We start from the raw sequence: 13,517 nt of genomic DNA, 5'->3' as shown, positions 1-13,517 counted from the left end.
GCACCGTTCCACAAAAAGGCGCGCCATCCCAACGGATGGCGCGCTTTTTTTTGTGCCTCACATGCCGAACTGTAGGAGCAAGCTTTGCTCCCACAGAGTCGCTGACAAACAATAGCGGGGGTGTGTTGGTTCTCATTATCATCTAATAATAAATCTCATTACGGAATGAGCCCGGATTATGAGTTCTGCCTTGCACGAGCAGCCGTACCTCGAAAGCTGGCGCTGGATGAGTCGCCAGATCCGTTGCGCAATGGATCCTGATGAACCGCGCCTGATCGAACATTACCTGGCCGAAGGCCGGTATCTGGCCTGTTGCACGGCAACCTCGCCCTGGACCATCGCCGAAACTTCCTTTCGTTTACTCCTCGACACCGCCGCCGACGTCGCGCTGCCGTGGCATTGGCGCGCCTATTGTCTGGACCAGGCCTGGCGGCCGTTGCGCGAGCTGGAACGTCTGTCGCTGTGCAAATGCCGCCTCAAGCGCTGGCAAAGCTACACCTGGCAACTGGCGACCTGCGAGTTGCAGCCTTCGATTCCCCTCATTGAACTGGTGCAAGGATTTACTGATGACCAAGACACGTATTGAGCGCGACAGCATGGGCGAGCTTCAGGTCCCGGAAGCCGCGCTCTACGGCGCACAAACCCAACGTGCGGTGGATAACTTCCCGATCAGCGGCAAACCGATGCCGGTGCAGTTCATTCGCGCACTGATCCTGGCGAAAGCTGCGGCGGCGCGGGCCAACGTCGAGCTCAAGCAGATCGGCGAAGCCCAGGGCAAAGCCATCGTCGACGCGGCGCAAGGGCTGCTCGAAGGCGATTTCATGCAGCACTTTCCGGTGGATATCTTCCAGACCGGTTCCGGCACCAGTTCCAACATGAACGCCAACGAAGTGATCGCCACGCTGGCCAGCCGACTGCTGGGCGAGCCGGTGAACCCGAACGATCACGTCAACTGCGGGCAAAGCAGCAACGACATCATCCCGACCACCATCCACGTCAGCGCCGCGTTGGCCTTGCATGAGCAATTGCTGCCGGCGCTGCTGCACCTGGTGCAAGTGATCGAGCGCAAAGCGGTGCAGGTTCACCACCACGTGAAAACCGGGCGCACGCATTTGATGGACGCCATGCCGGTGCGCATGAGCCAGGTGCTCAACGGTTGGGCGCAGCAGCTCAAGGCCAATATCGGCCACCTGCAAGACTTGTTGCCGAGCCTGCAATCGCTGGCGCAGGGCGGCACGGCGGTGGGCACCGGGATCAACGCGCACCCCGAATTTGCCGCGCGGTTCAGCCAGCAATTGAGTGAACTGACGCATGTGCAGTTCACACCGGGCAAGGATCTGTTCGCGCTGATCGGCTCGCAGGACACTGCGGTGGCGGTCTCCGGTCAGCTCAAGGCGACCGCCGTGTCGCTGATGAAAATCGCTAACGACCTGCGCTGGATGAACTCCGGGCCGTTGGCCGGTCTTGGCGAAATCGAACTCGAGGCCTTGCAGCCGGGTTCGTCGATCATGCCGGGCAAGGTCAATCCGGTAATCCCGGAAGCCACGGCGATGGTCGCGGCGCAGGTGATAGGCAACGATTCGGTGATCACCATCGCCGGCCAATCGGGCAATTTCGAACTCAACGTGATGCTGCCGATCATCGCCCAGAACCTGCTCAGCAGCATCGAATTGCTGGCCAACGCCAGCCGTCTGCTGGGTGACAAGGCGATTGCCAGCTTCAAGGTCAACGAGGCCCGACTCAAGGAAGCGCTGTCGCGCAATCCGATTCTGGTCACCGCACTCAACCCGATCATCGGTTACCAGAAAGCCGCTGAAATCGCCAAGAAGGCGTATCAGCAGGGGCGTCCGGTGATTGATGTCGCCCTGGAACACACCGACTTGTCGCGCAGCCAACTGGAAGAATTGCTCAATCCAGAGAAGCTCACCGCAGGCGGCGTGTAACTCACGCTACCGCTTTGGAGGCTCACCATGGAGCACTGGAAACGCACGATCGAAAGGGCCAACCGCCATTTCATGCAAGGCGAGTTCGTCGATGCCCGCGAGGCTTACTTGCAGGCACTGGCGCTGGCCCAGGTGTTGTTCGAGCGCTGGTCGGATGCCGACGAAGCGGTGGCCGCTTGCGTGATTTCCCATCACAACCTCGCGGACCTGCATTTACGCCTGAACCAGCCGGAGGAGAGCGCCGAGTATTTGTGCGCGATCCATCAACGCCTGTTGCAGACCATGCAGGACACGCGGCTGGCCCCGGCGCTGCGCGAGGCTGCGCTGCGTCAGAGCAGTAAAACCTATGTCGAACTGCTGAATTTCATCAGTGAACACGGCGAATACCCACGCACCCATCGCTTGTTGCACATGGATGCGGCGTCGCCCCGGCATCAGCCTGTCCCTCATCACCATGGAGTCCACTGAACATGGCTTTTACCTTGCCTGCCTTGCCCTACGCCTACGATGCCCTGGAACCGCATATCGATGCGCAGACCATGGAAATCCACTACACCAAACATCACCAGACTTACATCAACAACCTCAACGCCGCTGTCGAAGGCACCGAGTTTGCCGAATGGTCGGTGGAAAAACTGGTCGCCAGCGTCCAGCAACTGCCGGAAAAACTCCGCGCTGCGGTGATCAATCAGGGCGGCGGTCATGCCAACCATTCGTTGTTCTGGGAAGTCATGGCGCCCAACGCCGGCGGCAAACCCGACGGCGCGCTGGCCAAGGCGATTGATGAGCAACTGGGCGGCCTCGACAGCTTCAAGGAAGCCTTCACCAAAGCTGCACTGACGCGTTTTGGCAGTGGCTGGGCGTGGTTGAGCGTTACCCCGCAAAAGACTCTCGTTGTCGAAAGCAGCGGTAATCAGGACAGCCCGCTGATGAATGGCAACACGCCGATCCTCGGCCTCGACGTCTGGGAACACGCCTATTACCTGCGTTACCAGAACCGTCGCCCGGAATACATCAATGCGTTCTACAACGTGATTAATTGGCCCGAAGTTGCAGCGCGCTATCAGGCAGCGCTGGTTTAAGTCTTCTATAAAAACAATCCAAGGCTGATTATGGGCACTGAAACACTGGCGATCGGAAGTGGGCGTATGTTTCGTTACGCATTGGGATCGCTGTTACTGCTGGCGGGTATGACGCTGTTGGTTGCCCAAGGCCTGGTGTGGCTCAACCTTGAGCCCAAGCTGTTGCGCGCCCTGCAGGGCGGGGCGCTCTGCGCTTTGGGCACGGCGTTGGGGGCGGTGCCGGTGTTGGTCATCCGCCGCATGCCTCAGGCACTCAGCGATACCTTGCTGGGTTTCGGTGCCGGGGTGATGCTCGCGGCGACGGCGTTTTCGCTGATCGTCCCGGGCATTGCTGCAGCCGAAAGCCTGGGGCTGACGCCTTGGGCCTCCAGCGGCCTGATCAGCTTTGGCATCATGCTCGGCGCTTTGGGGTTGTTTCTGGTGGACCGCAAGGTTTCCGGGGCCAGCCCGCAATTGCTGGTCGGCACGCTGGAGCGTCCGGTGATCCCGCCGCGCATCTGGCTGTTTGTCTTCGCGATCATTGCGCACAACATTCCCGAAGGCATGGCCGTGGGCGTTTCCGCCGGTGGCGGCATGCCGGATGCTGACAGCCTGGCGATGGGCATTGCGTTGCAGGATGTGCCGGAAGGTCTGGTCATCGCGCTAGTGTTGGCCGGGGCAGGGATGTCGCGGGTCAAGTCGTTCCTGATCGGCGCGGCGTCGGGGCTGGTGGAACCGGTGTTCGCGCTGCTGTGCGCGTGGCTGGTGAGCCTGGCCGAACTGCTATTGCCGTTGGGTCTGGCACTGGCGGCGGGGGCGATGTTGCTGGTGGTGACGCACGAAGTGATCCCGGAATCGCGACGTCATGGTCACGAGAAACTCGCCAGTCTGGGATTGTTGATCGGGTTTTGTCTGATGATGGTGATGGATACGGCGCTGGCTTAGCGGGGGAGCGCGGTAGGGTAGCAGCTGCCGAAGGCTGCGTTCGGCTGCGCAGCAGGCGTAAATCCGGCGTACGAGGTTTGTCTGAAGGACCGCAGTGTCTGATTTTACGACTGCTTCGCAGCCGAACGCAGGCTTCGCCAGCTGCTACATAAACGCAGGCTTCGGCAGCTGCTACAGGGACGGAGGCGGGTTGTTACTCGCCTTCGCCGAAGTAGTTGTTGATTAATTCCTTTAAAGCGTCCAGCGCTTCCTTTTCCTGCTCGCCTTCGGTAATTAGGTGGATTTTGGTGCCTTTGCCGGCCGCGAGCATCATCATCGCCATGATGCTTTTGCCATCGACCGTGGATTCCGGTGTGCGTCCAACCCTGATCGAGCAATCCTTGAATCCACCGGCAACCCCGACGAATTTCGCAGAAGCGCGGGCGTGCAGGCCCAGTTTGTTGATGATTTCAATTTCCAGAGCAGGCATCGCGATGTGAATCCTTTAGCTGAGGTCGCGGTGGCGGACCTGGACGTTCTTCAGGGATTGTTGCAGGGCCTGACCCAGACGTTCAGTCAGGTAGACGGAGCGGTGATGGCCCCCAGTGCAGCCAATGGCAACCGTCACATAAGCGCGGTTGCTGGCAGCGAAACGCGGCAGCCACTTGAACAGATAGTTGTAAATATCCTGGAACATCTCTTCGACGTCCGGCTGGGCCGCAAGGTACTCGGCCACTGGCAGATCGAGCCCGGACTGCGCGCGCAGCTCCGGTTTCCAGTACGGATTGGGCAGGCAACGCACGTCGAATACCAGATCGGCATCGACCGGCATGCCGCGCTTGAAGCCAAACGACTCGACCAGAAACGCGGTGCCCGGCTCAGGCTGATTGAGCAGACGCAGCTTCAGCGTATCGCGCAGCTGGTAAAGGTTCAGGTTGGTGGTGTTGAGTTTCAGATCAGCCAGGTCGGCGATCGGCTCGAGCAGTTTGGTCTCGTCAGCTATCGCCTCGGCCAGCGAGCGATTGGCATTGCTCAGCGGGTGGCGGCGACGAGTTTCGGAGAAACGCTTGAGCAGGGTTTCTTCGTCGGCGTCCAGATACAGCACGTCGCACTGGATATGCCGACTGCGGACTTCTTCGAGCAGTTCGGGGAATCGCGACAAATGGCTCGGCAGGTTGCGCGCGTCGATGGACACCGCGACCAGCGGTTGCGCGAGTTCGGTATGAATCAACGCGCGTTCAGCCAATTCCGGCAGCAACCCGGCAGGCAGGTTGTCGATGCAATAGAAGCCGCTGTCCTCAAGGACATTGAGCGCGGTACTTTTACCTGAGCCGGAGCGGCCGCTGACAATGATCAAGCGCATGATTAGTGACCGTTCTGCTCGTCCAGGACGACCTGATACAAGGCTTCGTTGCTCGGAGCACTGCGCAGTTTTTCGCGGACTTCCTTGCGGTCGAGCATGCTGGCGATCTGGCGCAGCAGCTCCAGGTGCGCATCGGTGGCAGCCTGCGGGACCAGCAATACAAACAGCAGGTCAACCGGGGCGCCGTCAATGGCGTCGAAATCGATGGGCGCATCAAGGTGCATCAGCGCACTGATAGGGGACGTGCAGCCCTTCAGGCGGCAATGAGGAATCGCGATGCCGTTGCCAAAACCGGTAGAACCGAGTTTTTCACGGGCAATCAATGCCTCGAAGACAACTTGCATCTCCAGATCCGGGACTTCCCGGGCGATCAGGTTGGCAATTTGTTCGAGGGCTTTCTTTTTACTGCCGCCCGGCACGTTCACGAGGGAACGGCCGGGGGTCAGGATACTTTCAAGTCGGATCATAGGTTGGGAGTGTTAACGACCGGTTGCGCCCTGGAGGAGGCTTTGGGTCTTTTCCTTATGCTTTTTGAGTTGGCGATCCAGCTTGTCGGTCAGCAGGTCAATGGCGGCATACATATCGGTATGTTCAGCATTAGCGACTACTTCTCCGCCGGGAATATGCAGCGTGGCTTCGATTTTCTGCTTGAGCTTCTCGACGCACATCGTGACTTGCACGTTGGTGATCTTGTCGAAATGCCTCTCTAATCGTTCGAGTTTCTCGTTGATGTAGATGCGCAGAGGTTCGGTCACTTCCAGTTGGTGTCCACTGATGTTGACTTGCATACAGCTTCTCCTTCGTTGCCAGTGCATAAAGCGGCAGGCTGAATAGCCTGCCACTGGAACGCTGTAACGTGGCTTACATCAACCGCTTGCGTTCGCTCGAAGGCGCGATTCCCAAGGATTCGCGGTACTTGGCGACGGTGCGGCGAGCCACCTGAATGCCTTGTGCCTCCAGTAAACCAGCGATCTTGCTGTCACTCAACGGCTTTTTCTGATTTTCCGCGGCAACCAGTTTTTTGATGATCGCGCGGATCGCCGTGGACGAGCATTCGCCGCCTTCGGAGGTGCTGACGTGGCTGGAGAAAAAGTATTTCAGCTCATATATGCCCCGTGGGGTATGCATGAACTTCTGCGTGGTCACCCGCGAAATCGTTGACTCGTGCATGCCCACCGCCTCGGCGATGTCGTGCAGTACCAGCGGTTTCATCGCTTCGTCGCCGTATTCCAGAAAACCGCGCTGATGCTCGACGATCTGCGTGGCAACTTTCATCAGGGTTTCGTTGCGGCTTTGCAGGCTCTTGATGAACCAGCGCGCTTCCTGCAACTGATTGCGCATGAAAGTGTTGTCGGCGCTGGTGTCGGCGCGGCGGACAAACCCGGCGTACTGGGCGTTGACCCGCAGGCGTGGCACCGATTCCTGGTTCAGCTCCACCAGCCAGCGCTCGTTGTCCTTGCGCACGATCACGTCGGGAACCACGTATTCGGCTTCGCTGGACTCGATCTGCGAGCCCGGACGCGGATTCAGGCTCTGCACCAGTTCGATGACTTGGCGCAGTTCGTCTTCCTTGAGCTTCATGCGGCGCATCAACTGGCTGTAATCGCGGCTGCCGAGCAAGTCGATGTAATCGCTGACCAGACGCTTGGCCTCGGCCAGCCAAGGCGTCTTGGCCGGGAGTTGGCGCAATTGCAGCAGCAGGCATTCGCTCAGGTTGCGAGCGCCGATGCCGGCCGGTTCGAATTGCTGGATACGGTGCAGAACGGCTTCGATCTCGTCGAGCTCGATGTCCAGTTCCGGATCGAAGGCTTCGAGGATTTCATCGAGGGTTTCGTCGAGGTAACCCTGATTGTTGATGCAATCGATCAGAGTCACGGCGATCAGCCGATCGGTGTCGGACATCGGCGCCAGATTGAGTTGCCAGAGCAGATGGCTTTGCAGGCTTTCGCCGGCCGATGTGCGGGTAGTGAAATCCCACTCGTCGTCATCGTTGCTCGGCAGGCTGCTGGCGCTGGTCTGGTAGACGTCTTCCCACGCCGTGTCGACGGGCAGCTCGTTGGGAATGCGCTCGTTCCAGTCGCCTTCCTCAAGGTTGTCCACGGTTGGCGCGGTTTCCTGATAGGACGGTTCCGAAACATCGGCGTTGGGGAGTTGTTCGGCTTTGTCGGCCAAGGGGTCGGCGTTATCGAAGTCGTCGCCTTCTTCCTGGCGTTCGAGCATCGGATTGGACTCCAGGGCCTCCTGGATTTCCTGTTGCAGGTCCAGGGTCGACAATTGGAGCAGGCGGATGGCCTGTTGCAGCTGAGGTGTCATCGTCAGCTGCTGGCCCATTCTCAAGACTAGCGATGGTTTCATGGCAGGGGCTAAACACCTTATTCGCCGGCGCACATGCGCCATCCACTACAGGGCGCCGGAGCGCCAAACTTAAGCAAATTATATGCCCGAAACCGCAGTCCTTGCCTAGAGCGCTGTAACAATAAAAAACGATTGAGCTTTTATTGCGACCAGCGCCCGGACAATCCGCCAGACACCTCAGCGCTTACAGGCGGAACTCGTGGCCCAGATACACTTCCTTGACCAGTTCGTTGGCCAGGATGGTAGCGGAGTCACCTTCGGCGATCAGTTGGCCATCGTTGACGATGTAGGCGGTTTCACAGATATCCAGGGTTTCACGAACGTTGTGGTCCGTGATCAGCACGCCAATGCCTTTGGCCTTGAGGTGGTGGATGATCTGCTTGATGTCGCCGACCGAAATCGGGTCCACGCCGGCGAAAGGTTCGTCGAGCAAGATGAATTTCGGGTTGGTCGCCAGTGCACGAGCGATTTCCACTCGGCGGCGTTCACCACCGGACAGGCTCATGCCGAGGTTGTCGCGGATGTGGTGGATGTGGAATTCCTGCAGCAGGCTTTCCAGTTCCTTGCGGCGACCGGCCTTGTCGAGCTCCTTGCGGGTTTCGAGAATGGCCATGATGTTGTCGGCGACTGACAGTTTGCGGAAGATCGATGCTTCCTGCGGAAGATAGCCGATACCGGCCTTTGCACGACCGTGCATTGGCTGGTGGCTGACGTCCAGATCGTCGATCAGTACGCGACCCTGATCGGCCTGCACCAGCCCAACGATCATGTAGAAGCACGTGGTCTTGCCGGCACCGTTCGGGCCGAGCAGGCCGACGATCTGGCCGCTGTCGATCGACAGGCTGACGTCACGCACAACCTGGCGGCTCTTGTAGCTCTTGGCCAGATGCTGAGCTTTCAGAGTTGCCATCAGTTGGCCTTTTGCCCGTCAGTTTTCTTTTTCGGCTGGATCATCATGTCGATGCGCGGCTGAGGAGTGCTCAGCTTGGTGCCTTTGGCACGACCGGCGCTCGCCAGTTTTTTCACCGTGTCATAGACGATTTTCTCGCCCTGAGTGACGTTGTTGTCCTTGTCGATGACTTTCGCGCGATCGGTCAGTACTACCCGATTTGCCTGCGCGTAGTAATCGATGGTGACGCCGTAGCCCTGCACTGGCTTGGTGTCGCCCGCGGTCTGCAACTGCTCGAAATAAGCCAGGTTGCCGACCGAGTTGACGCGGTCGATTTCACCGGCCGAGGTGCGGGTGATGGTCACTTTGTTGCCGGTGACCTTCATCGAACCCTGGGTGATGATCACGTCGCCGGTATAGGTGGCAACGCCATTCTTGTCGTCCAGTTGGGCATCGTCTGCCTGAATGCGAATAGGCTGCTCTTGATCATTCGGCAGAGCCCAGGCGCTCACGCTTCCCAGTGCTGCGCCCAGACTGAGCAAAATAGGGAGGGTTTTAACGAGCCTCATACTGTCCTCTTACGTTAGATTGCAGGTGTATCCTGCTTTCTTTCAAATACGCTTTCATTCCGTTACCAGTCGACACACCACCAGCGCCGTCGATTCTAACGGGTTGATCGGTCTGCGCATATTGCTGCTGCGGGAACACTGTCATTCGGGTGCTGGTGACGATCAAGTTGCGGTTCTGCTGGTCGGTGCGAGCGATGCGTACATTGTCGATCAGCTCGACCTGAGTGCCGTCCGAATTCACTTCGCCGCGCAGGCTGGTGACATGCCACGGAAACTCGGTGCCGCGGTACATGTTCAAGTCCGGATTGGTCAGCAGCGACACGTCAGTTGCCTTCAGGTGTTCGACCTTGTCGGACGTCAGATCGTATTGCAAGGTGCCGTCCGGCAGAAACTGCACGGTGTGGGCGTTGATCGCGTAATAGTCGATCGCGCTTTCGTCGACTTTCACCACCGGCTTGTCGAGGAAGCGTTCCGGGCTGATGTTCCAGTAGCCGACCGCCGCGAATATCGCCGCGATGCAGCCGAACACCAGAAATTTGCGAAACTTTTTGCTCAGCATAAATTGGCTCACAGGTACGCGCCATTTGCCGCATCGAGGCGACCCTGGGCGCGCAGGATCAGTTCGCAGAATTCGCGGGCGGCACCTTCGCCGCCACGGGCCACGGTGATGCCGTGAGCGTGTTCGCGCACGAAGCTTGCAGCATTGGCCACTGCCATGCCCAGCCCGACGCGGCGGATCACTGGCAAATCTGGCAGGTCGTCACCCAGATAGGCAACTTGTTCATAGCTTAGGTTGAGTTGGCCGAGAAGCTCGTCCAGCACCACCAGTTTGTCTTCACGCCCCTGATAAAGGTGCGGGATGCCAAGATTCTTCGCTCGCCGCTCGACCACCGGGGTCTTGCGACCGCTGATGATAGCGGTCTGCACGCCGGCTGCCATCAACATCTTGATGCCTTGGCCGTCGAGGGTGTTGAAAGTCTTGAATTCACTGCCGTCTTCGAGGAAGTACAGACGCCCGTCGGTGAGGACGCCGTCGACATCGAAAATCGCCAGTTTGATGTTCTTGCCGCGTTGCAGCAGGTCGTTGCTCATCACATTACTCCTGCACGCAGCAGGTCGGACAGGTTGAAGGCGCCTACCGGGCGGTCTTCCTTGTCGACGACTACCAGTGCGTTGATTCGATGGTCTTCCATGATTTTCAGGGCTTCGGCTGCCAGCATGTCGGCCCGGGCGGTCTTGCCGTGAACGGTCATGACTTCGTCGATGGTGGTGTGGTGGATGTCGATGGTGCGGTCGAGGGTGCGGCGCAAGTCGCCGTCAGTGAAGATCCCCGCCAGTTTGCCATCGGCTTCTACTATTGCGGTCATGCCCAGACCCTTGCGGGTCATTTCCATCAAGGCGTCCTTGAGCAGCGTGCCGCGAGGCACCAGCGGCAGCTCGGCGCCGGCGTGCATCACGGTTTCGACCTTGAGCAACAGGCGTCGGCCCAGCGCACCGCCGGGATGCGAAAAGGCAAAATCTTCGGCGGTAAAGCCACGAGCTTCCAGCAGCGCCACGGCCAATGCGTCGCCCATTACCAGTGCGGCGGTGGTCGAGGAGGTCGGCGCCAGGTTCAGCGGGCAGGCTTCATGCTCGACGTGCACGTTCAGATTGATCTCGGCAGCCTTGGACAGCGGCGAATTCGGATTGCCGGTCATGCTGATCAGCTTGATGCCCTGGCGCTTGATCAGCGGCAGCAGGGTCACGATTTCATTGGTCGAGCCGGAGTTCGACAGCGCCAGGATGATGTCGTCGCGGGTGATCATGCCCATGTCGCCGTGACTGGCTTCGGCCGGGTGCACGAAAAAAGCCGTGGTGCCGGTGCTCGCCAGGGTCGCGGCAATCTTGTTGCCGATGTGCCCGGACTTGCCCATGCCGAGCACAACCACGCGGCCCTTGCTGGCCAGAATCATCTCGCAAGCGCGTACAAAATCAGCGTCGATGTGGGGCAGCAAGCCTTGTACGGCTTCCAGTTCGAGGCGGATGGTGCGTTGTGCCGATTGAATCAGGTCGCTGGTTTGGCTCATGTCAGATCGTATAGCCCGATGAAAAGGCGGCGATTATAGCGGTAATGATCGAAACCCTCACGCTAGTTCGTCGCGCTTTGTAAATAGTTGTGAGCAAAACCGCGCAAATGCACGCCGCTGGCGCTTTCTTCGCCGAACATGGCTGGCTTGGGGATTGGGCGCTTGAGCGTTGCAGTGATATAGTTCGCCGCCAGTTCGGCCCGCCCGGGGCGGTATGTGCTTTCGACAGAGAGCCAAGCGTCCGAGTGAGAGGCTGCATCGCAAGGAGTTTAGATGAGTGCCGATAACGCCTACGCGGTCGAGCTGAAGGGACTGTCCTTCAAGCGCGGTGCGCGCAGTATTTTCAACAACATTGATATCCGCATCCCGCGCGGCAAGGTCACCGGCATCATGGGACCTTCCGGGTGTGGCAAGACCACGCTCTTACGGCTGATGGGCGCACAGTTGCGGCCTACCAGTGGCGAAGTCTGGGTCAATGGTCAGAATCTGCCCAAACTGTCACGCAGCGATTTGTTCGATGCGCGCAAGCACATGGGCGTGCTGTTTCAGAGCGGCGCCCTGTTTACCGATCTCGATGTGTTCGAGAACGTCGCTTTTCCGCTGCGCGTTCATACCGAGCTGCCGGAAGAAATGATCCGCGACATCGTCCTGCTGAAATTGCAGGCCGTCGGTTTGCGCGGCGCCATCGACCTGATGCCGGACGAACTGTCCGGTGGCATGAAGCGGCGAGTCGCGCTGGCGCGGGCGATTGCCCTCGATCCGCAGATTCTCATGTACGACGAGCCCTTTGTCGGGCAGGACCCGATCGCCATGGGCGTACTCGTGCGCCTGATCCGCCTGCTCAACGACGCGCTGGGCATCACCAGTATCGTGGTATCCCACGATCTGGCCGAGACCGCGAGCATCGCCGACTACATCTATGTAGTGGGCGATGAACAAGTGCTGGGGCAGGGCACGCCTGACGAACTGATGAACTCGGACGATCCGCGTATCCGTCAATTCATGACAGGCGATCCCGATGGTCCGGTCGCCTATCACTTTCCAGCGACGGATTACCGCGCAGATCTTCTGGGGAAGCGCTGATGCGCAAGATTTCACTGTTGGAAAGAGTGCGCCGGTTCGGCCGGGCGGCGATCGATGCCGTCGGGGTGTTCGGGCGTGCGACGATTTTCCTCTTTCATGCGTTGCTCGGCCGCGGCGGCATTGGCGGCGGCTTCGGCCTGCTGATCAAGCAACTGCATTCGATCGGCGTGATGTCCCTGGTGATCATCGTGGTCTCCGGGGTGTTCATCGGCATGGTGTTGGCGCTGCAGGGCTTCAATATCCTTTCCAGCTACGGTTCGGAACAGGCCGTCGGGCAGATGGTTGCCCTGACGTTGCTGCGTGAACTGGGGCCGGTGGTGACTGCCTTGCTGTTCGCCGGGCGTGCCGGTTCGGCACTGACCGCCGAAATCGGCAACATGAAGTCCACCGAGCAGTTGTCCAGTCTGGAAATGATTGGCGTCGACCCGCTCAAGTACATCATTGCCCCGCGCCTGTGGGCCGGCTTCATTTCCCTGCCGGTGCTGGCGATGATCTTCAGCGTCGTCGGGATCTGGGGTGGTTCGTGGGTAGCGGTCGATTGGTTGGGAGTCTTTGAAGGTTCCTACTGGTCGAACATGCAGAACAGCGTGACGTTCAGTGGTGATGTGCTTAACGGCATCATCAAAAGTATCGTTTTCGCCTTCGTCGTTACCTGGATTGCCGTATTCCAAGGCTATGACTGCGAGCCCACTTCCGAGGGGATCAGTCGTGCCACAACCAAGACCGTGGTGTATGCCTCTTTGGCAGTGCTCGGCCTGGACTTCATTTTGACTGCCTTGATGTTTGGAGATTTCTGATGCAAAACCGCACCCTGGAAATCGGTGTCGGCCTTTTCTTGCTGGCTGGCATCCTGGCTTTGCTGCTGCTTGCCTTGCGGGTCAGTGGCCTGTCGCCGAGCGCAAACACCGAGTCGTATAAACTTTATGCATATTTTGACAATATCGCCGGTTTGACTGTCAGAGCAAAAGTGACCATGGCCGGTGTGACCATCGGCAAGGTCACAGCGATCGATCTGGACCGCGACAGTTTCACCGGCCGGGTGACCATGCAACTGGAAAAGCGCGTAGATAATCTGCCGACTGACTCCACTGCATCTATCCTGACCGCTGGCCTGTTGGGCGAGAAGTACATCGGTATCAGCGTTGGCGGGGAAGAAGCATTGCTCAAGGATGGCGGCATCATCCATGACACCCAGTCGTCGCTGGTGCTCGAAGACCTGATCGGTAAATTCCTGCTCAATACCGTTAGCAAAGACGCCAAATGA

The 13,517-nt window shown here is 58.9% G+C and carries 18 protein-coding genes; 8 read left to right on the top strand and 10 right to left on the bottom strand.

Annotation, left to right across the window (positions count from 1 at the left end; translation table 11 throughout):
• The first annotated feature begins 178 nt into the window (after window positions 1-178).
• Genes BLU01_RS08310 through BLU01_RS08290 form a run of 5 tightly spaced genes read left to right on the top strand, consistent with a single transcriptional unit; the run spans window position 179 to window position 3,949 of the window.
• Window positions 179-586 carry a FagA protein gene (locus tag BLU01_RS08310; protein ID WP_092273293.1) on the top strand — a complete coding sequence of 136 codons (408 nt, stop codon included), beginning with the start codon at window positions 179-181 and terminating at the stop codon, window positions 584-586.
• A complete protein-coding gene (locus BLU01_RS08305; protein WP_092273290.1) occupies window positions 567-1,943 on the top strand; it encodes a class II fumarate hydratase in 1,377 nt (458 codons plus the stop codon). The genes BLU01_RS08310 and BLU01_RS08305 overlap by 20 nt, the downstream gene beginning before the upstream one ends.
• Before the next feature lie 27 nt (window positions 1,944-1,970).
• Window positions 1,971-2,411, top strand: coding sequence for a hypothetical protein (locus BLU01_RS08300; RefSeq protein WP_092273287.1), 441 nt, complete (start codon window positions 1,971-1,973; stop codon window positions 2,409-2,411).
• 2 nt (window positions 2,412-2,413) lie between these two features.
• Window positions 2,414-3,025, top strand: a complete 612-nt coding sequence (locus BLU01_RS08295; protein ID WP_092273284.1) for a superoxide dismutase — start codon at window positions 2,414-2,416, stop codon at window positions 3,023-3,025.
• 30 nt (window positions 3,026-3,055) lie between these two features.
• Window positions 3,056-3,949 (top strand): ZIP family metal transporter, encoded by an 894-nt coding sequence (locus tag BLU01_RS08290; RefSeq protein WP_092273282.1) that lies wholly within the window; start codon window positions 3,056-3,058, stop codon window positions 3,947-3,949.
• A gap of 193 nt (window positions 3,950-4,142) precedes the next feature.
• Here BLU01_RS08290 and BLU01_RS08285 read toward each other — a convergent pair whose 3' ends face one another.
• The 10 genes from BLU01_RS08285 to BLU01_RS08240 all read right to left on the bottom strand — a co-directional run bounded on the left by BLU01_RS08285 (window position 4,143) and on the right by BLU01_RS08240 (window position 11,170).
• Window positions 4,143-4,418: an HPr family phosphocarrier protein gene (locus BLU01_RS08285; RefSeq protein ID WP_092273279.1), complete on the bottom strand. Its 276-nt coding sequence runs from the start codon at window positions 4,416-4,418 to the stop codon at window positions 4,143-4,145.
• Between the two features lie 15 nt (window positions 4,419-4,433).
• The gene (gene rapZ, locus BLU01_RS08280) at window positions 4,434-5,291 is read right to left on the bottom strand and encodes an RNase adapter RapZ (protein WP_092273276.1); all 858 of its coding nucleotides are present in this window, start codon (window positions 5,289-5,291) and stop codon (window positions 4,434-4,436) included.
• Between the two features lie 2 nt (window positions 5,292-5,293).
• Window positions 5,294-5,758 carry a PTS IIA-like nitrogen regulatory protein PtsN gene (gene ptsN / locus BLU01_RS08275; RefSeq protein WP_092273273.1) on the bottom strand — a complete coding sequence of 155 codons (465 nt, stop codon included), beginning with the start codon at window positions 5,756-5,758 and terminating at the stop codon, window positions 5,294-5,296.
• Between the two features lie 12 nt (window positions 5,759-5,770).
• Window positions 5,771-6,079 carry a ribosome hibernation-promoting factor, HPF/YfiA family gene (hpf, locus tag BLU01_RS08270; protein WP_092273270.1) on the bottom strand — a complete coding sequence of 103 codons (309 nt, stop codon included), beginning with the start codon at window positions 6,077-6,079 and terminating at the stop codon, window positions 5,771-5,773.
• 73 nt (window positions 6,080-6,152) lie between these two features.
• Entirely contained in the window at window positions 6,153-7,646 is a 1,494-nt protein-coding gene (locus BLU01_RS08265; RefSeq protein ID WP_092273267.1) for an RNA polymerase factor sigma-54, read from the bottom strand.
• Between the two features lie 184 nt (window positions 7,647-7,830).
• Window positions 7,831-8,556 (bottom strand): LPS export ABC transporter ATP-binding protein, encoded by a 726-nt coding sequence (gene lptB, locus BLU01_RS08260; RefSeq protein WP_007901537.1) that lies wholly within the window; start codon window positions 8,554-8,556, stop codon window positions 7,831-7,833.
• Window positions 8,556-9,104, bottom strand: coding sequence for a lipopolysaccharide transport periplasmic protein LptA (gene lptA / locus BLU01_RS08255; RefSeq protein ID WP_092273264.1), 549 nt, complete (start codon window positions 9,102-9,104; stop codon window positions 8,556-8,558). Before lptA ends, lptB begins: the two co-directional genes overlap by 1 nt.
• The gene (lptC, locus tag BLU01_RS08250) at window positions 9,091-9,663 is read right to left on the bottom strand and encodes an LPS export ABC transporter periplasmic protein LptC (protein WP_092281523.1); all 573 of its coding nucleotides are present in this window, start codon (window positions 9,661-9,663) and stop codon (window positions 9,091-9,093) included. Before lptC ends, lptA begins: the two co-directional genes overlap by 14 nt.
• Window positions 9,664-9,671: 8 nt before the next feature.
• The gene (locus BLU01_RS08245; RefSeq protein ID WP_092273260.1) at window positions 9,672-10,196 is read right to left on the bottom strand and encodes a KdsC family phosphatase; all 525 of its coding nucleotides are present in this window, start codon (window positions 10,194-10,196) and stop codon (window positions 9,672-9,674) included.
• Window positions 10,196-11,170 (bottom strand): KpsF/GutQ family sugar-phosphate isomerase, encoded by a 975-nt coding sequence (locus BLU01_RS08240; protein WP_092273257.1) that lies wholly within the window; start codon window positions 11,168-11,170, stop codon window positions 10,196-10,198. Before BLU01_RS08240 ends, BLU01_RS08245 begins: the two co-directional genes overlap by 1 nt.
• 273 nt (window positions 11,171-11,443) lie before the next feature.
• Here BLU01_RS08240 and BLU01_RS08235 point away from each other — a divergent pair, with 273 nt between their 5' ends.
• The 3 genes from BLU01_RS08235 to mlaD are packed head-to-tail and all read left to right on the top strand — an operon-like array spanning window position 11,444 to window position 13,517.
• Window positions 11,444-12,253 carry an ATP-binding cassette domain-containing protein gene (locus tag BLU01_RS08235; protein WP_092273254.1) on the top strand — a complete coding sequence of 270 codons (810 nt, stop codon included), beginning with the start codon at window positions 11,444-11,446 and terminating at the stop codon, window positions 12,251-12,253.
• Complete coding sequence (gene mlaE, locus BLU01_RS08230; RefSeq protein ID WP_092273250.1) at window positions 12,253-13,050, top strand: lipid asymmetry maintenance ABC transporter permease subunit MlaE; 798 nt, start codon at window positions 12,253-12,255, stop codon at window positions 13,048-13,050. Before BLU01_RS08235 ends, mlaE begins: the two co-directional genes overlap by 1 nt.
• Window positions 13,050-13,517: an outer membrane lipid asymmetry maintenance protein MlaD gene (gene mlaD, locus BLU01_RS08225; protein ID WP_092273248.1), complete on the top strand. Its 468-nt coding sequence runs from the start codon at window positions 13,050-13,052 to the stop codon at window positions 13,515-13,517. The genes mlaE and mlaD overlap by 1 nt, the downstream gene beginning before the upstream one ends.

Origin of the sequence: Pseudomonas prosekii (assembly GCF_900105155.1) — a bacterium.
Taxonomy (GTDB): domain Bacteria; phylum Pseudomonadota; class Gammaproteobacteria; order Pseudomonadales; family Pseudomonadaceae; genus Aquipseudomonas; species Aquipseudomonas prosekii.
Note: the sequence above shows the minus strand (reverse complement) of the source record. Positions and strands in the feature narration are given on the sequence as shown.